Annotated in this window: 5 protein-coding genes; all 5 read right to left on the bottom strand. The window is 60.6% G+C overall.

Annotated elements, in window-relative coordinates; translation table 11 throughout:
- Nucleotides 1-422: 422 nt before the first annotated feature.
- Nucleotides 423-6,347 carry a beta-propeller fold lactonase family protein gene (locus tag LAO20_19250; protein ID MBZ5533572.1) on the bottom strand — a complete coding sequence of 1,975 codons (5,925 nt, stop codon included), beginning with the start codon at nt 6,345-6,347 and terminating at the stop codon, nt 423-425.
- A gap of 715 nt (nt 6,348-7,062) precedes the next feature.
- Nucleotides 7,063-8,061, bottom strand: coding sequence for a hypothetical protein (locus LAO20_19245; GenBank protein MBZ5533571.1), 999 nt, complete (start codon nt 8,059-8,061; stop codon nt 7,063-7,065).
- Between the two features lie 187 nt (nt 8,062-8,248).
- On the bottom strand, nt 8,249-13,615 hold the full coding sequence (locus LAO20_19240) for an Ig-like domain repeat protein (GenBank protein ID MBZ5533570.1): 5,367 nt from the start codon (nt 13,613-13,615) through the stop codon (nt 8,249-8,251).
- A 448-nt stretch (nt 13,616-14,063) separates the two neighbouring features.
- Nucleotides 14,064-16,439 carry a hypothetical protein gene (locus LAO20_19235; GenBank protein MBZ5533569.1) on the bottom strand — a complete coding sequence of 792 codons (2,376 nt, stop codon included), beginning with the start codon at nt 16,437-16,439 and terminating at the stop codon, nt 14,064-14,066.
- A 183-nt stretch (nt 16,440-16,622) separates the two neighbouring features.
- On the bottom strand, nt 16,623-19,325 hold the full coding sequence (locus LAO20_19230) for a hypothetical protein (protein ID MBZ5533568.1): 2,703 nt from the start codon (nt 19,323-19,325) through the stop codon (nt 16,623-16,625).
- Between the last annotated feature and the right edge of the window lie 53 nt (nt 19,326-19,378).

Genomic DNA, 19,378 nt, shown 5'->3' with positions numbered 1-19,378 from the left:
GACCAACAACGTGTCCGGGCAGTGAGAGCGCACACCATCATGGACGTTTCCGCTTGCCTCGCTGGGAGACAAACCGCCCCGTGGTTTCGCCGCCACCCGGAAGAACGGCAGACGCAACGATCAAGTTGATTACTTCTAGTTGGGTAGAGGAGTTGGCAAAACTATCACCAAACTCATGAAGGCGGGATCTCGCTAGTTTCGAGCCATAGAGAACCCGGAAGTACGATTGCTTCTCTAACCCTGAGCTTATGGATCAAAGATAGAAGCTGTGGATTAAGAACTAAAGAGACACCGATTAAAGTTCCTAATTTGGCGCGGAGGATTTCAGGGGCCGCTTGCGCGGCCGAATTGGGCAAGGCGTTATGTCGCGGCGATCAAAAAGGGCCGGCGGAGGACCGCCGGCCTTCAGTCGAACAGTGTTGCTACTGCAGAGTCAGAGTTCCATTGAGCAATGTAATCGAGTAGTTGACCAGCACCGGGTTGGGATCAGCGGCCGGGACAATCGGGTACGTTCCAGCCGGGCTGGTGGCGTCTGCGGTGGTGGAGTAGGTGGCCGTAATCACGTCCGCATTCTTCACTCCGGTAATCGTTCCGGTGAAGGCCGGGATTGAGCCCACCGGTGCAGTGGCATCCGCCGCCTGAATGGTCAGCGGGGCCGGGGTTATCGTGAGCGTGCCATTGGTTGAAGTGACCACGTAATTGGCCAGCCTGCCGGCCGGGTCAACCAGAGTGGGCACGATTGGATACGTTCCCACGGTTGTGGTTGGATCGGTGGCGCTGGAGAACGTGGCGGTGATGTTGTCAGCGTTCTTGATGCCGATGATCGTGCCGGTGAAGACCGGGTTGGGGTCGCCGTACAAGCGGCTGGCATCGGCCGCAGTCACGAGCAGCGGAGCCGGGCTAACGACGAGCGATCCGTTGTTGATCACGACCGTGTAGTTGACAGCCTGGTTATTGGGATCAACCAGCGTGGGGATGATCGGGTAGATCCCCACCGGACTGGCCGGGGTTGCCGTGGTGCCGTAGACCGCGCTGATGGTGTCACCGTTCTTCAAACCGGTAATGACGCCGGTCAAGAGAGGAACAGGATCGCCGTATAGCATGCCGGCATTGGCGGCGGTAACCGTCAGCACAGCTTGCGAGATCGTCAGCGTTCCGTTGTTGATGGTGACCGTATAGTTGCTGAGCTTGCCGGTCGGGTCAAGCAGCGCAGGCACGATTGGATAAGTTCCAATCGGGCTGGTGGCGGTGGCCGTGGTGCTATATGTTGCGGTGATGTTGTCACCGTTCTTGATTCCGGCGATGGCGCCGGTGAAGACCGGGTTGGGATCGCCGAATGCGCGCGCCGCATTGGCCGCAGTCACACTCAACGGCGCCGGCGTAATCGTCAGCGTTCCGTTGTTGGAAGTGACCGTGTAGTTGCCGAGTTTGCCGGTGGGATCAACCAGGGCAGGCACGATCGGGTAGGTTCCCACGGCGGCCGTCGCATCGACGCTGGAGTACGTCGCCGTGATGTTGTCACCGTTCAGCAGCCCGGTGATCGTCCCGGTGAAGGCCGGGTTGGGATCACCGTACAGGCGGCTGGCATTCGCTGCCGTGACCGATAGCGGAGCCGGAGTGATGGTGAGCGTGCCATTGGTCAGAGTGACCGCGTAGTTGCTGAGCTTGTTGGTTGGATCACTCAACACCGGCGCGATGGGATAGGTCCCCACATTGCTTGTGGGATCAGCGACGCTGGTGTAGGTGGCAGTGATGTTGTCACCGTTCTTCAGGCCGGTAATGGTACCGGTAAAGACCGGGTTGGCAGCGCCGTAAAGGCGGGTGGCATTGGCCGCAGCCACGCTCAACGGAGCGGCATTCACCGTGAGAATACCGTTGTTGATCACGATGGTGTAGTTCGCCAGCGCGCCCGTGCCGCCGTCTGACAGCGTGGGTACGATTGCAAACGTCCCGGGTGCGCTGGTCGCGGTGGCCGTGCTGCTGTACGTGGCCGTGATGGTGTCACCGTTCTTGACGCCGGTGATCGTCCCGGTGAAGACCGGGTTCGGATCGCCATAGAACCGGCTGGCGTTGGCCGCGGTTACAACCAGCGCCGCGGAGGTCACAGTCAGCGTTCCGTTGTTCGCGGTGACCGTATAGTTGCCGAGCTTGCCGGTAGGATCAACCAACGCCGGGATAATGGGATACGTTCCCGCCGGACTGGTTGCAGTAGCCGGGCTGGAGAACGTGGCAGTGATGTTGTCGCCGTTTTTCAAGCCGACGATAGTACCGGTGAAGGCCGGGTTGGGATCGCCGAATGCGCGCGTTGCATTGGCGGCAGTCACAACCAGCGCCGCCGGAGTCACAGTCAGCGTGCCGTTGTTGGAAGTCACGGTGTAATTGCCGAGCTTGCCCGTCGGGTCCACCAGCGTGGGCACGATTGCGTAGCTCCCCACGGAGCTGGCTGGCGTGGCCGCGCTGGCATAAGTTGCGGTGATGTTGTCACCGTTGAGCAGCCCGGTGATGGTGCCGGTGAACGCCGGGTTGGGATCGCCGTACACGCGGGTTGCGTTAGCCGCGGTCACGGTCAACGGCGCCGCGGTCACGGTCAGCGTGCCGTTGTTGGAAGTCACGGTGTAATTGCCGAGCTTGCCCGTTGGATCCACGAGTGTGGGGACGATCGGGTAAGTGCCGGCGTTGCTGGTTGCAGTGGCCACGCTAGCGTAGGTTGCCGTGATGTTGTCACCATTCTTGATGCCGGTGATGGCGCCAGTGAACGCCGGGTTAGCAGCGCCATAGAGCCGGCTGGCATTCGCGGCAGCCACCGTCAGCGGCGCCGGGTTCACGGTCAGCGTGCCGTTGGCGAACACGAATACATAGCCCGACGCGGCAAGCGTGCCCGCAGTGCAGGTGATGGGATACGTTCCCACCGGGCTGGCCGGCGTGGCCGTAGTTGTGCAAGCGGCCGTGCCGCTAACCACCGCGATGGTGTCGCCGTTCACGAAGCCGGTGATGGTGTAGGTCAGAGTCGGGTTGGGATCGCCGTACAAGCGGCTCACGTTGTCCGCAGTCACCGTCAATGCCGCGGCGGTGATGGTCAACGTGCCATTGTTTACGGTCACGGTGTAATTGCCCAGCTTCGCGGTGGGATCAACCAGCGTCGGGACGATGGGATACGTTCCCGGCGCGCTGGTCGCGGTAGCAGGGCTGGCATAAGTCGCTGTTATGTTGTCAGCGTTCTTGATGCCTACGATGGCGCCGGTGAAGACCGGGTTGGGAGTGCCGAACGCGCGAGTGGCATTGGCCGCCGTCACGGTCAAGGGCGCGGGGCTGACCACCAGGTTGCCGTTGTTGAGGGTGACCGCATAGTTGCCAAGCTTGTTCGTGGGATCAAGCAAAGCTGGCACGATGGCGTAATTTCCGATTGGACTCGCCGGAGTGGCCGCGCTGGTGAAAGTAGCGGTGATGTTGTCACCGTTCACCAATCCGGCAATCGTCCCGGTGAAGGCGGGGTTGGGATCGCCGTACAAGCGCGCTGCGTTGTTGGCGGTAACCACCAGGGACGCGGCCGTAACGGTCAGCGTGCCAGGAGTGTTGGTGACCACATAGCTTCCCAGCACGTTGCCGGGATCCACCAGAGTTGCGGTGATGGGATAAGTCCCCACAGGACTGGCCGCAGTGGCCGTGGTGCTATACGTTGCGGTGATTACGTCACCGTTCTTCAAACCGGTGATCGTGCCGGTAAAGGCCGGGTTGGCTGCGCCATACGCACGGCTGGCATTGGCCACCGTCACCGTCAACGGCGCCGGGTTCACCGTGAGCGTGCCGTCCACGAACACAAACACATAGTTCGTGGCAGCGAGCGTGCCCAGAGTGCAGGTGATGGGATACGTTCCCGCCGGGCTGGCCGGGGTGGCTGTGGTGGAGCAACTGGCGGCCCCGCTCACCACCGCAATGGTGTCACCGTTGACGAAGCCGGTGATGGTGTACGTCAGCGGCGGATTGGGATCGCCATAGAGACGGGACTGGTTGTCGGCGGTGACCGTCAACTGCGCCGTAGTTACCACCAGCGTGCCCACCGAGCTGCTGGCCAGGAAGCTGGAATCGCCGGCAAAGCTGACGGTGAAGGCAGACACATGGGTCCCGACCGAGATGGTGCCAATCGGCAAAGTAGTAACCGTGGCTGTTCCGGTGGCATCGGTCAACGCGCTGGCCAGGGTGCTGCCGTTCAATTGGAACGTAAGCAGCTTGCCCGCGATAGGAGCATTGGTAACGCTGTTCTTCAGGACGGCTGAAAGCGTAGCCAGTCCGCCGTAAGGTCCGGTGCCGTTGGGGACGGTAAGAGTGGTGGCCACGGGCGTCCCCACAGTCACTGCCGCGGTGGCCGTGTTGTTGGCGGGAGTGGGATCAACCGCGGATTTGTTGCTGATGGTGGCAGTGTTGCTGATCACCGCGCCGTTAGCGGCTGTAGTAGCTGTGGTGGTGGTGAGGAGAGCGGTTTGCGTCTCTCCGTTGGCGAGAGAGTCGAACGCAACGGTCAAGGTCTGCCCGGTGACAGCATTCCCGCCGCCGCTGGTGGCATCCGCGCCTGCCTGACTGTAAGTAAAGGTTGTGGGGGTGGGGACAGAAGCGATCGGGAATGTGCCGTTGAAGCTGGTATTCGACACGGCCGCGATGGAAATTGTTTGACCGGCGAGCAGAACATGCGGCGCCGTGGTGGTGATGGTCACCACGCCGCTCGCTCGCTTGGCTCCGGTTGAAGCAACAATCGGTATGGCGCGCGCCGCTGTTACCGCGCCGCATACGCCGGTGCCCCCTGCGGGGACCTGGCAATTCGGGGTGGTGGCGTTGCCGCCGCCGCTGATCAAATCCGTTCCTGCCTGATTGTAAGTAAAAGAGGAAGCGTCCGGGACCGAAGCAACGGTAAATGCTCCGTTGAAGCTGGCGTCCCCTACTCCGGTAATAGACACCGCTTCTCCGGCAAAGATGGAATGCGGCGCCGTGGTGTGGATGGTGACTACGCCGCTGGCGCGCTGCGCTCCGGTGGCGGCAACGATTTTCAGGTTCCCGCCGGGCGTTGTGCCGGCCGGCACGGTGTCCGATACCACGGCCGACGCTGCCGACGGGCCGTTGTTGGTGATGGTGATCGTATAGACGATCGGGCTCCCGGCCACCACGGTGGCCGAAGCTGACTTGGTAATGGAAAGATCAGCACTGGCGCAGGAGCGCGGAGGATAGGCCGCCAGGTCCTGGATCTGGCCCGGACGATTGATGGCATTATCGCTCAAAGACGTGAGCAGGCCGCCTGCGCTGATTTTGAAAACAGCTACGCCAAAATTGGCGTCTGCTACGTAGAGAAACCTTCCGCCAGCGTCCGTGGCCATGCCTGCAGGCACGTGCACCGCGGCGGTGCCGCCGAATTTGCCGACGTTGCTCAGGCGGCCATCGCTCAGGATGTTGGAGGAATTTACGCTGTTGCTGGCCTGATTGCTTTCCAAGAGCAGCGCGTTGTCAGGACTGAGATGAACAACGTTCGAATTGGTGCCGGTGGTATGAAACGGGCTGCCGGGAACAGGAGTCAGCACGCCGTTTGCATCCACGGTCCATGCGTCGGTAATGGTGTTGATGCTGGTGGCCTCTCCACCGTAAAGGCGGTCGGCCGCGCAACTGAAATCCAGTCCGGAGATCAATCCTGTGCCGGTCTTGGGGAAGGGCGAACCCAGCACCGGGGTAAGCACGCCGGCAGCGATGGTGTAAACAGACACGCTGTTCTCGTTGGAGGCAGCGAGGAACTTTCCATTGCCGGAGATCACCATGCCGGCCATGGGCGAACAGCAATTTGCGGTGGAGGCGAACGGGGCCAGCGATCCATTGGCAGCAACGCTGAATGTATTGATCAGGCCATTGCTGGAGGCCATCAGGAACGCACCATCGGGTGTGACCGCCAGCGAGAGCCCCTGGCAGCTATCGAGGGTGAGGCCGCTGGCAAAAGGCGATCCGGCCGCCGGGGTCAAAGCGCCCGTGGCGGGATTGATCTGGAAGACGCTGATGGTCTGGTTCCCGGTATTGGCGACAAACAGCAAGTTGTTGGCGCCGCTGATGGTGATCCGGTTTAAGCCATAACAGAGGACATTGGCGCCTACGCCGCCGGTGGCATAGGGCGAGCCTGGCAAGGGCGAAAGGGCGCCGGTGGAAGACACGGAGTAAGCGTTGACGGAGTTTGCTACCGTCTGGTTATTCACATATACGTAGTTGCCCGGGGCCTGCGCGGCCGCCGGGAGCACGAATGCCAGCGCGGCAAAAGCACACAACGCAAGCGAGGTTAAGACCAGACAGAATGCGCGGGTAATTCTCCGTGGGGAGATCATGAACGTTTCCTCCTAGATTTCTGCCCAACAGGCGGATCGCCGTCCAAGGGACGGACCGCCATCACAACTTTTCTCGAAGCAGGGCGAAGCCCGGAAGGAAGTTCGTCTTGCCCTTTGCGCCGTGTAACCCGGCGCTTCTATATGTCGTAACTGAGATATCGTAGTGCGATATATGCAGTCGAACGCTTTCAGATTAAGAATGGATTAGAGCTACATTAAATATCTCTGCTCTGAATTCTTTTATGGTCAAGGCTGCAAGGTGCAATCGCTTGAGCTGTCGCTGTTGTAAAAATATCTAAGCTTGCCGCTTTTCCCGGAAGGAGGCCCGCCCATGCAGGACCAAAATGAAAAGCTTCTGTGACGAGGGGATAAGACCCGGTAGGAAATCGTGCTCTTTGCCCGATAGAACTGATCCGCACTACTGAGAACCCGGAAGGTAGGCTGAGTTCTCTGACCCCGCAACGTCAGCATGATGATCGCTTGCGCTCATTAGCAAGAGATTAATGTCCGATTAAACTCTCTAATCTTCTCTCTGCGCTTTTCTACCCAGGACGGAGCCAGAAAAGCGGCCCTTCTGAGGCAGGCTAAGCTTCTAGCGATTTGCTTGCAGAAAAAGCCCGCGGACCAATTGCCGCGAGCCAAAGGGTTACGTTCGCAGTCTTACGGGACGCACGATGCCTCTCCGCCCCACTGACGGGTCAGCCCGGGCCGGTGATTACCTTGTGGAATCCAGCGTTATGCCTGACGGGATTGCCAGCGAGGTGGAAGCGCCAACAATGTTTCTGGAAGGCGCAATATTCCCCGACGTCCCCCCCAGATTAGAGAAGACTGGCACATTCACGCCGTTGGAATTGGCGACGAAAACTTCAACCAGAGTATTGGACTTGTTCACCGCGATCTGGGCCGGCACACTCAATGTGGTATTCGCGCCGGAAATGACGATGGCGGGGGAGGCGTTTCCGTTGGTGGCCCCGGCATTCACGTAGACCGTGATGCTGTTCCCGCCGGCGTTGCCGACCACCAATTTACCTACCGCATCGACTCCAACTCCCGAGGGCGTGTTGAGCTGGGTGGCTGCTCCCGTGAGGGCCCGCGAAGGAGCCACCTTCAGGTTCAGGGTACTGGCGTTGTCATAAATGTTGATGGCATTTGCGGCGGAATCGGCAAGGAAGAGACGGTTGTTCGCGCTATCCACAAACATGGCGGAGATGACAAAGCCGGCCTGAATATCGCGGGTAAAGGCAATATTTCCATTTGCTGTGGAAGCGGTAAAGACAAACACGTCGCGCCCGTCAGCGACATAGAGAAGGTCTTTGGTTGCATCCACGGCCACGTCAGCCGGCGAAAGCAACCCCGTACCGGCGCCGGCAATGGTGCGCGTGGGAGCGACGTTACCGCTCTTTGTGCTGGCGGCATCGAATACCAGGACGGACGCGTTCCCCTGGTTCGCCACGAAGAGGCGGTCGTTGGTCTCATCCACAAAAATATGCTGTGGATTGTTGAGCTGGGTCGAAGCCCCGGAGATGTTTGCCGCGGGGGCAACATTGCCGTTGGATGTAGCTGCACCGTTGAAACGCAGGATGGAGTTGGTGTTTGAGTTGGAGACGTACAGCTTCCCCGCAGCACCGGTACCAGGCGTGGGAGTTGGGGTGGGACTTCCCGACCCCGAACCCGAACCGCTTCCGCCGCCCAAAGTCCGGCGGGGCGAGATCACACATCCCGCAGACAGAGCCAAGACGCAAAGCAGGAGAGCGCACACACATCGGTCAATCGGTCGCGTCCCGAAGGCGCTCTTTAGGAATCGATCAATAGACTTCCGCATTCAGGTCCTTTCTTCGTGTCCACCAAAAGAACGCGTCTCTGCCAAGCTTTTGCGCCCCGTCTTGCTTCCCCGTCCAATTTTACTGGACGGTAAGCGTCAATTGCTGCGTGTGCGTCACGCTGCCCGCGACGGCTGTCACGGTAAGGGTGTACGTACCGGTTGGCGTTCCGGTGACCGGAGGTGGCGGTGGTGGAGTGGTGCTGCTGCCTCCGCCGCCGCAACCGCTCACAAACGCCATCGCCAAGAACAAGGCGAGCACGGGCATGGCAGGAGCCAGTTTCCCAGGCCAGGCCAGGCCTTCACCGAGTCTTGCGGTCCGCTTATTGGTTGCCATCCAGAATAACAGCAACAGAATTGCCAAGGGGCCAAGAATCGGCAAGAGATTTACCGGATTGCCGGGCCGGGACGAAGGCGCTGGCAACAACATCGCATTCGCAGTCGTGGTTACGGTGACGGAAACGATGGTTGGCGCTGCTCCCGTGACGTTCACCGGCACAGCGGGTCCATTGCAGCTTGCCTTCGAAGGCGCTCCCGTGCAGGTAATCGTCACATTCAGTGGGCCCGCGACGCCGGCCGGAAGAGCGATCTGAAGCGAGTAGTTGGCTGGCGAGCCGGCCTTCACGGTGATGGATGTTGGACTGCCGGAGGCCGCGCCAATGGTGAAGTCAGCAGCCGGATTGTTCACGGTTTGCGTGAGCACGGTGGAGGTGCTGGCGGCAAACGTGGCGTCGCCCTGGTAGGACGCGGTAATCGAATGCGAACCGGCAGCCAGCGTTGTCGTGGAAAGCGTGGCATGTCCTGTGCTCAGCGTGCCGGTGCCAAGGCTGGTTGTCCCGTCAAGGAAGGTGACCGTCCCGGTCGGCGTCCCTGAAGCGCTGGTCACCGTGGCCGTGAAGGTAACTGACTGGCCCGTGGCGGAAGGATTCAGCGACGAGGCGACGGTGGCCGTGGTGGCCGGTTTGGTCGAGTTGTTTACGGTTTGTGTGAGCACCGCCGAAGTGCTGGTGGCAAACGTGGCATCGCCCGAATAAACAGCGGTAATCGAATGCGAACCGGCAGCCAGCGCTGACGTGGAAAGCGTGGCTTGCCCGGCGGTCACCGTGCCCGTGCCGAGGCTGGTTGCGCCGTCAAAGAATGCAACCGTGCCGGTTAGCGTCCCGGGCGAAGCACTGGTCACCGTGGCCGTGAAGGTAACTGTCTGGCCCGCGGTGGAAGGATTCAGCGAAGAAGCCACAGCCGTGGTGGTGGCGGCTTTGTTTACGATTTGGGTGAGAACCGCCGAGGTGCTGGTCGCGAACGTACCATCGCCCGAATAAACGGCCGTAATCGAATGCGAACCGCCCGCCAACGCTGCCGTGGAGAGTGTGGCTTTCCCGACGCTCACGGTTCCCGTGCCGAGGCTGGTTGCGCCGTCAAAGAATGCAACCGTGCCTGTTAGCGTCCCGGCCGAAGCGCTGGTCACCGTAGCCGTGAAGGTAACGCTCTGGCCCGCGGTGGAAGGATTCAACGACGAAGCTACAACCGTGGTGGTAGCGGCTTTGTTTACGGTTTGTGTGAGGGCCGCCGAGGTGCTGGTCGCGAACGCGGCGTCCCCCGAGTAGACGGCCGTAATCGAATGCGAACCAACCGCCAGCGCTGCCGTGGCGAGCGTTGCTTTCCCGGCGCTTACGGTTCCCGTGCCGAGGCTGGTTGCGCCATCAAAGAACGCAACCGTGCCCGTCAGCGTCCCGGCCGAAGCACTGCTCACCGTGGCCGTGAAGGTAACGCTCTGGCCCGTGGTGGAAGGATTCAGCGACGAAGCTACAACCGTAGTGGTGGCGGCTTTGGTTGGGGTGTTTACAGTTTGCGTGAAGATCGCCGAGGTGCTGGTGGTAAACGTGGCGTCGCCACCGAAGATGGCGGTGATGGAGTGCGCCCCAGCGGTCAGCGCCGCAGTGGACAGAGTGGTCTGCCCTGCCAGATCAAGCGTGCCTGTTCCGATGGTGGTCACGCCATCACGGAAGGTGACGATGCCCGTAGGCGTTCCTATCGTATTGCTGCTCACGGTGGCCGTGAAGATGACCGTTTGACCCGTTGTGGATGGATTTACCGAAGAGGTGACGACGGTGGTGGTCCCCACCACGGTCACGGTCTGCGTAAGTACGGCCGAGGTGCTGGCGGCAAACGTGGCATCACCGGAATAGGAAGCGGTGATGGAGTGCGCGCCGACGGTCAGGTCGGCAACGGAAACCGTAGCCTGGCCTGCGCTCACAGGAGCGGACCCAATGGCCGCAGCTCCGTCAAGGATTGTCACGGTGCCGGTGGGCGTTCCCGAGCCGCTGACCGTGGCGGTAAACGTGACGGACGTCCCGAAGGTGGAGGGATTCAACGACGAGACGACCGAAGTAGTTGAAGCAACACCGTTCACGGTCTGCGTAACCGCCGCCGACGTGCTGGGATTGAAAGTGGCATCGCCCTGGTAAACCGCGGTGATCGAGTGTGAGCCAGACGTAAGGGCTGAAGTGGACAGCGAAGCCGATCCTGCGCTGAGGGTGCCGGTTCCGATGGTGGTGGTGCCATCGCGGAATGACACCGTGCCGGTCGGCGTCGAGCTGCCGGTAACGGTGGCGGTGAAGGTGACAGTCTGTCCCACGGTCGAGGGATTCAGCGAAGAAGTCACAACCGTGGTTGTGGCCTGGCCGTTCACGGTCTGCGTGATCGCGGCCGAGGTGCTCCCGGCGAATGTGGCATTGCCGGCATATCGCGCGGTAATCGAGTGCGTACCGGCCGTCAGCGTGGAAGTGGACAGCGTGGCCTGACCCGCACTCAGCGTACCGGTCCCGATGGAGTTGGCGCCGTCAAAGAACGCCACTGTGCCCGTTGGCGTCCCGGAAGCGCTGGTAACAGTTACAGTGAAGGTGACGGACTGCCCTGTTGTCGAAGGATTCGCCGACGAAGTTACCGTGGTGCTGGTGGCCGCGCCCTGCGCCGTATCGTCAAATAAATAGGCGGTGATGGAGCCGGTGAGCGGATTGCTACCCAAGCCGGTGATGGTGGAGGTGGCGTCCTGCCCGTCGGTGGCGAAGGCGTAAAGAATGTGCGTGCCGGCTGACAGTACGGGCGCTGTTCCGTTGAAAGTTGCCGGGCCGCCTGTGGCCGCAAGCCAGGGTCCCTGCCAGGTGTCAAACTGGAAATAGAGGTGGGTCACCGGAGGCGCCGTTGGAGCAAAGGTGCTGGCTGCCGTGAACGTGAACGTGGGCGTGGCACTGGCAGTGGTGTTCCCGGCCAGTGGAGTGATGGTTGTGATGAGCGGCACCGCTTGCTCTTGCTGCTCGTCGATCACCATCAGGTTGTTGCTGTCTTCATTGACAACGTAGGTCTGGTTGGTGACCGGATTGACCGCCACGGGCGCGGGGGTAAGCGCCAGCGTAATGCTGGAGGTGCTGTTGGTGGCGCCGTCAATCACCGTCAAGGTGCCATTGATCGCCAGGTTGAAATCACCCTTGTTCGTTACATAAATCTTGTTGCTCACCGGGTTGACCGCCACGCCGGAGGGACTCAACCCGGCGACGATGGTACCAGCAACGGTATTGGTTGCACCGTCAATCACCGTCACGTTGCCGCCGCTCAAATTGGCGACATAAATCTTGTTGGTGACAGGATTTACCGCGATAGCAAAAGGCACATTTCCGACCGCGGCTATGGGAGTGGCCAGGTTGCTTGTGCCGTCGATCACGGTCACGGTGCCGGTCTCAACGGCCACGTAGATCTGATTGGTCACCGAGTTGACGGCAACTGCTTTAGGGTTGATCCCGGTTGTGACCGTGGCTGTGGTGTTGGTGGCCCCGTCAATTACCGTCACGCTGTGGGAGCCAAGATTGGCGACATAGATCTTATTGGTTGCGGGATTTACCGCTACAGCCGTTGGGGAAGTGCCGACTGTTACCGTGGCCGTTGCAAGGGTCACTCCATCGATCACTGTCACGGTGTTATCCAAGTTGTTGGCCACATAGATCTTGTTGGTAACAGGGTTCACTGCCACCGCTTCCGGGAACGTCCCGACGGTCACCGTGGTCGTGGCGTTGGTGACGCCGTTGATCACCGTCACTGTCCCATCGGCGAGATTGGCCACGTAAATTGTGTTGGTGATCGGGTTGACCGCCACGGCGTCAGGGTTCGCGCCGGTGATCACGGTGGCCGTGGTGTTGTTGGTCCCGTTCACTACTGTGACGGTGCCGTCGATCTCGTTGGCGACATAGATTTTGTTGGTGGCCGGGTTTAGCCCTACCGCAGTAGGAAAGTTGCCGGTGGTGACGGTGGCCAGGGCGTTGGTGGCGCCGTCAATCACCGTGACGTTATTACTGGTCCCGTTCGCCACGTAGATCTTATTGGTCACTGGGTTGACCGCCAGAGCCGCGGGGCCTGACCCCACAAGGAGCGTGGCTGTCGTGGAATTGTTTGCGGCATTGATCACCGTCAATGCGCCCACAGTCGGGCCAGGACTGGCCACGTAGATCATGTTGGTTATCGGGTCCACGGCCACGGCAACCGGGCTTGTGCCGAGAGGTCCGGCGGGCACGCTTCCGGCGGCGTTCGTGGCGCCATCCACTGACGTTATGGAATTGCTCCCACTGTTGGCGACGTAGATCTTGTTGGTCACCGGGTTGACGGTGATGGCCGGGTGAAGCAGCCCGGTGATTGCGCTGGCCGTGCCGTTGGTGGCGCCATCAATCACAGTGACGCTGCCACCCTGGTTCGCCACGTAAATCTTGTTGGTAGCCACGTCCACGGCCACGGCTGCGGGTTGAGTGCCGGCGGTAACGGTGGCCGTTGCGTTGTTCGCGCCGTTGATCACGGTCACGTTGCTGCTTCCGCTGTTGGCAACGTAAATCTGGTTGGTTACTGGGTTTACCGCCACGGCGGCGGGAGTCGTCCCGGCAGTCACGCTGGCCGTGGTGTTGTTCGCGCCATTGATCACGGTGACGGTGCCGCCGCCATTGGCCACGTAGATTCTGTTGGTCACCGGATTGACCGCCACGGCTGCAGGGCCAGTCCCGGCCGCGACCGTGGTGGTGGTATTGGTAGCTCCGTCGATCACGGTAACGTTATTGCTTCCGCTGTTGGCAACGTAGATCTTGTTGGTCGCGGGGTTGACGGCGACGGCCGCGGGACCGGTGCCGACAGCAACCGTGGTGGTTGCGTTGGTGGCGCCGTCGATCACCGTGACGTCGTTGCTGCCCTTGTTGGCAACGTAAACCTTGTTGGTGGCCACGTTCACCGCCACCGCGGACGGAGTGGTCCCGGCGCCAAGCGTTGTGGTCACGGTCTGAGCCGAGGACGGACAGACTACTGCCACCAGCAACGCAGCCAGCAGGGCAACAACCTTGCCGGCCCTCAACCAGGCAAACTTGTCGCTGGTATTTTCCCCCGAAATTTCCCAAACGCGCAACGACCCGGAAGCATTCATGTCGACGTTTCTCCAATCTCAAGCACATGTCCGGGAAAGCACACTTTTGGGTGCGCACTCACGGATCAGCAGCGTATTTTTTTGGGGGATGCTGCGGTTCACTAGCAAACCTGGCGAACTCGCCGGCGGGGTACATCTTTGCCCGACTCCGCCGCGAAACGGCAAGGTAAGCCATGAATGGTCAATTTTAGGATTTCTGAATTGCCCTAGCATACCCGGTAAGCTAGTTTGCCCGCAACAGTTTTTTGGGTTGACCTGAACCCGAAGTTACATTTTTCGTCAGGGCGCCACGTGAGATGTCTGTGACTGCCTCTGCTGCTTGGGTACCTTCTGAACCCTCATCCCCCGATGAGAGCCCTTAGGATACGGACTTGCGTTTCTGCGTTTAAGCGAACTAGGCCGACGCGTGAAACTGCGCCGGCCTGTTCGAGTTGGTTGCCATACATCATTACTGGACCAGGTAAACGTGTCCCTGTCCAACCGACCCCGTTCCCGGAGGCCCGTTCTTGCGGATGATGCCTCTCTGCCGCGTCTGCGTGGGAACGATCACGGAAGGATCGTCGCCAATCGCCATGACCGCAGTGGGATCGGTGAGACTGGTGAACCCGATCGCGGTTACAGCGCCCAGAGGCAGGTTAGAGCTCAGGAGCGGATCGAGCGCCGCGTCCGTCACGTACACGTTCTGGACGTTGCAGACGAAGTCATACTGATCCACTTCCGGGTCCTCGGCCAGGCCATTGCTCACGCCAGGACTGAGGACGCCATCGGCCGGTAGTCCCAGAGTTCCGATGTAGAACGCTGGGGTGGTTGCTGGATCTGCCGGAACGCTGGGTGAAAGCTTCACACCCGGAGGCGGCAAGCAGGACGGCCTGTAAGTTGTGGGACCGACTGCAAACCCACCAGAGTTCTCCACAATGATCTGCGGAGTCTGCAGACGCGCGATGGCGCGCTTGACCGGCGAGGCGCCTCCCTGGGCCATGCTAGGCGAAGCCTTCAGGAGGTTGGTCACCTGTCCTTTTTTGATGAACTGGCCAGCGATCGGCGGCGGCCCCAGCTCAGAGAGGTAGAGGTCGTTGCCGTTGAAGGCCATGCTGATTACGCCAGTGCCATTGAAGAGCCTGGCGATCTGTCCAGCTGCGGACGGGGCGGTTGCCGGATTGGTGATCTTCTCCATGAATCCGCTGTCCGCGTACCCGACGTACAGGGCACCATCATTGAAGGGGCCGGTAGGCAGGGCCACGGTCTGTAGCCAAGTACCCTTCCTGCTGCCGGTGCCGTCCAGGATCCCGTTCAGGACCAGGGTCCCGCCGCCAGGACCAGGGGTGAAGACGAACCTGTAGATGCTCGGTGTGATACCGGAGGCGTCCGGCACATAGACCACCTGCACGCCGTTGGCGTCAGGTGCGCCGGCCGCTGTCTGCCCCGGGATGAAGGTCGCGTCTGGCTGGAAGCAATTGGAGAGCGTGCCGTTCCCAGTGATGGGGTTCACATCAATGCGGCAGAAACCAAGAGCTTCGTCAGAGACCCACCAATTGCTGGCCAGCCAAAGGACTCCCCTTGGATGGGTGATGCCGGAAGCCAGCAGGATGCCTCTTTTGACGGCGATGGGGTTCGGTGAAGCTTCCACTCCGGTGTTTCCGATGGAGCCGATGGCGCACCCCGGCATAACGTCTACGGTTAAAGTGGTGGCGTTCCCATCGCACTGAAATTCCGCCTGTAAAGTCGCCGAAGCTGGCAGCAGCCAGGTCTTGCCGGCGCCGTTCCGCGGCGCGATCAGTGGAGCCGGCGGAAACAGGGCATTCACAAACGGGTCCATGGTCACCGTCATCTCTTCAATATTGGTGGGACCAGGATCCGTTGGAGTTGCGTTCAACAGGGTTGGGTTCAAGGTCTGCAGAAAGTTCAAGCCCGTGATGAGCGAGTAGTGCTGTACCCCGCCCGCAGCCAGGGTACCCGCCTGGTTCCAGACTTCCATGAAACCGGGCGTGGTGGTGTCATAACGAATGACGCGGCTGCCGTTGGCCATGTACAGCCAGCGGCCGTTGGGAATCGACGAAATGAACTGGTCCGACTCCATGCCCGCAGTCACGAACAGGTTGCGGAACTGGATGATCGCGCTGCATTTCGGGAAGGTGTAAAAGCACTGATCGGCATTCTGGATGCGGTTGATGAAGCCCACGTCTGACATCCACAGATCATGGCCGATCCAGGCCAAGGCGGTAACGCGACCGCCGGTGCCTTCGTCAACGCCGACTCGTTCAATCTTGTTGCCCGCCACGGTGAAGGTGGGAGACAGCGGATTGAGTACACGCCAGATGTCAGTGTTGCTGACAAACCCCATGTACAGCTTGCCATCGGGCCCCATACTGACGGTGTCAGGCAGGTTTCTGCCGCTGATGGCCACACCGTTGGTGAAAATCGAGCCGGCGCCGGCCAAAACCGTGGTGGTATTGATGGCAGTACGTCCACCAGAGAAAACGAAGTCGAAGCGGCGCACGCCGTCAATGCTGCCTACGAAGATATAACCATTGGATCCATTGATTCCGTTGGTCTCCGCCTGGTAGTCCTTCATTTCAAAGGTACCGTTGACGTCGCAGGTAGCGATTTCCAGGATACCGGCAGCGGACAGGCGGCAGAACCCTGCAACGCTGTCCGTGACCCAATAGTCCGAGACCGTTCCGCCTGCCGGGTTGGGCACGGTGACGCGAACCATGCCGCGGGGTTGGTTGATGCCTTGAGTGCCAATCTGCGTGCTGAGGTTTTGGATTTGGGCATAGCTGGCCGCTGACATGAGAGTGATTACTGCCAGTGCCAGTACGCTCATCCAAGAGCCGCGAGTTAGCAAGGATTTCTTGTTTGAAAGAGTCATGTCCTTGCCCGGAGCCCGCTTAAGTTTCGAGTTCATTGTTGGTTCCTCTCTTCGTCTGCTGCTAGGTGCCTTGCTACCTTGCTTTGGAAATCTAGGTTTGGGGCTGCCGGGCCGAAGCCCGGCAGCCCTGTTTCTTCGTTACCTCAGGACCGTGATGCCGGTTTGCGCCGAGCCACCGCCACTGGAGGTGATGGTGATAATGTTCGGCGGCGGCACGTTCTGCAGGATCACCGAAAAGAGCCCCGGAGCTGCTGGGACTGCCGGACCCATCACGACCGAGATCGGCAAGCCGGTTGCCTGGTTGATGATGTCCAGGGTGAGAGTCAGGGTCACGCCCGGAGTGAAGTCTTCAACCAATACATCAAGGCGCGCCTTCTTCGTGCGGTAGGCCGCATTGACAACCAGCACGATGTCGACCTGCGGGTTCACGATCACAGTCACCGTCACGGGAGCGCTGATAAGACCACTGGTGGCGCTGGTCGCCGTCACGCTGAAGGTAAGGGACAGAGGCGCCGTCAGCTCAGGCACGACAGGAGCGGTGAAAGTTTGCACCGAACCATCGGCAGCCGCCGGAACGAGCCCGATTCCAGCAGGGGCTATCCAGTTAAAGGTGAGTGCTCCACCCGCAGGATCAACTCCCGCAGCCGTGAGCGTCACGCCCACCGCGCCGCTGGGCACGGTAATCGTGGTTCCGCTGACAACCGGAGGACCAGCAAAGGACGCGCTGGCGGTAGTGGCCGGGGGCGTACCCGCCGCCGGTACCACGATCGGCACCAGCAAGGTGGCTGGCGCTGAGGCCGGCGTAATTCCGTCCCCGCCCACGATCAACTGGAAGGCCAGGTTCTGCCCGCCAGCCACGACCGGAGCGATAAAGGTCGGCTTGGCGCTGGTCGGGTTAATGATGTTGACGACCGGATCGCCAGGATTGACGATCTGTGACCAGGCGAACGGTCCCGTAGGCGGCGTGCTGGCGGTACCATCAAGCGTGACGGTCACGCCCGCAAACGGCGGGTTCGGCGAGGACGTGAATCGCGGCCGCGCGACTGAACTCGAGGTACCCGCAAAGCACGTCAGCGCAGGCGTCGAGTCATAGGGGAACGGATTGAGCTGGCCGGTGTTCTGGTTGGGATAGAAGGGCAATGGAGCTAGGCCCAACTGCACCTGAATACTGTCAAACACGCTGCCCAGGAAAGGCATGGGCCCTGAACCGTTGGTGAGATATTGGAAATCAGCGAAGTTAAACGGCACCGGAGGATTGCCGGGCATCAGGAGTTCAGGGTAGATGAACTCGCCGATGGGCAACTGGTATTCACCGGTATCCGATCCGCTCTTGTTCTTGCCCACTACGGCGCCGCTTACACGCACGCCGACGTTCGCCACGGGAGGCATGAAGTTGCCGCCCTGGGGGAAGCGTACACGCCACCGGCCACGTTTGCCGATGTTCGGAGGACCGGGCTCCACGGGGAAGCTGGCCACCCATGAAGGTTCGCGGAAGGTGAGGTTGCCGTTGCAATCATAGTCAATCGCCGAAACGTCCACCGGGCGAGTCGGGTCAGAGGTCATGCCTTCCACCCTGGTCCTGACGCCCGCTTCTTGCGGGAAGTTGGGATCGGGTGTGGCGGCCGTACCCATGAGGGCAACTTCAATAAAGACATACGCCGGATCGACGCCGGGAGCGGTATAAATGGCCACGTTGCCGGCAACTTCGGTAGCGGTCATGAACGAGCTATTGGTCGTAGCGTCCCACTCCAGGGTGGGGAGAACGTCAACCCAATCGCCCACTTCAAAAGGCGCTTCCGCGTACGGATCCTGAGGGAACGGGTTCTCAGGCGTTGGCGCGGCGCCGGGGGCGTTCATAATGAAGAGGGTCAGGAGCGGCTGTAAGGGATTAAAGTTATCGCGCTTACGGTTAATCTCCGGACATTGGGGATCGTCCATCCCGGTAAAGGTCAAACCCGGGGGCGCGCTCAAGACATAGGGGTCAGGAGTTCCCGGAATGCCCAGCTCGTTGTTGTAGGTGCCGGGAGCGACCACAGGGATGCACATGTCGTATCCCGTGCCTGCGCGAACCGTGGTGTTGCCCTGGTCAACGGTGAAGCGCGGATCAGCCGATTGCCCGGCCGTGTAGCGGCCCTTGGTAACGATCTGCCCAGTCCCTGAACCATCTGGGTTGGGAATCTCAAAGGTGAGTTTAGGGTCGTTGATCTGGATGCGTTGGCCGTTGACGATCAGCGTGCCGTTGGGATAGTCAATGGCCTCAATGAAGCCGGAAATCGCTTGCGCGGCGTCCTGGGCAATACGAACGATGCCGGCGATGTTCTGTCCATTGACGATGTTGTAGTCAATGGTGGCCTGATAGGTTCCGGGGAACCGCAACGTGTCGGCCATGGCCAGACCGGTCTGAAAGACGGCGTCAGTCTGGTGGGTGTTGGGATTGAATTCAAACACCTCTTCCCAAGTGAGGAACGTATTGGGCATAACGACCACTGTCCCTGCAGGGATGCGGATTATCTGATTGTTTGCCTCAATCCAGCCGCCGGTGGTCTTGCAGCCGTCCGGCAGAGGAGGATTGGCCGGCGTGGGGGCCGGATTGTCGTCCTTGTTGCACAGGCCAGGCGTCGCATCCAAGGATGCCCACTGAATCTGTCCGGTGAAAAGAACGCCCGCCGGTCTGGTCTGATACGCCGGCAACTGGACCGGGGGCGCAGGAACCGCCGCTGGCGTTGGCCAGGGAGTGGGGGCCGGAGCCTGGGCGGACATGCTGGCACCCATTCCCGCAATCAGCAGCAGAGCTACTACCGCCACCCTGAAGATCTTGGTTGTGATTTCAAATCCCGTCATTTTGAAGCTCCTTCCGTCGTCCTTCAATTTCGTTATCGTGCTCTGCCTTGCTG

The organism is Terriglobia bacterium (genome assembly GCA_020072815.1).
GTDB lineage: Bacteria > Acidobacteriota > Terriglobia > Terriglobales > Acidobacteriaceae > Angelobacter.
This window is presented reverse-complemented; position numbering and strand designations above follow the sequence as displayed.

What these genes read in the sequence shown, in the direction of transcription:
- LAO20_19240 (MBZ5533570.1), bottom strand. Translation starts at nt 13,615, where the DNA reads ATGAATGCTTCCGGGTCGTTGCGCGTTTGGGAAATTTCGGGGGAAAAT.
- LAO20_19235 (MBZ5533569.1), bottom strand. Translation starts at nt 16,439, where the DNA reads ATGAGCGTACTGGCACTGGCAGTAATCACTCTCATGTCAGCGGCCAGC.
- LAO20_19250 (MBZ5533572.1), bottom strand. Translation starts at nt 6,347, where the DNA reads ATGATCTCCCCACGGAGAATTACCCGCGCATTCTGTCTGGTCTTAACC.
- LAO20_19230 (MBZ5533568.1), bottom strand. Translation starts at nt 19,325, where the DNA reads ATGACGGGATTTGAAATCACAACCAAGATCTTCAGGGTGGCGGTAGTA.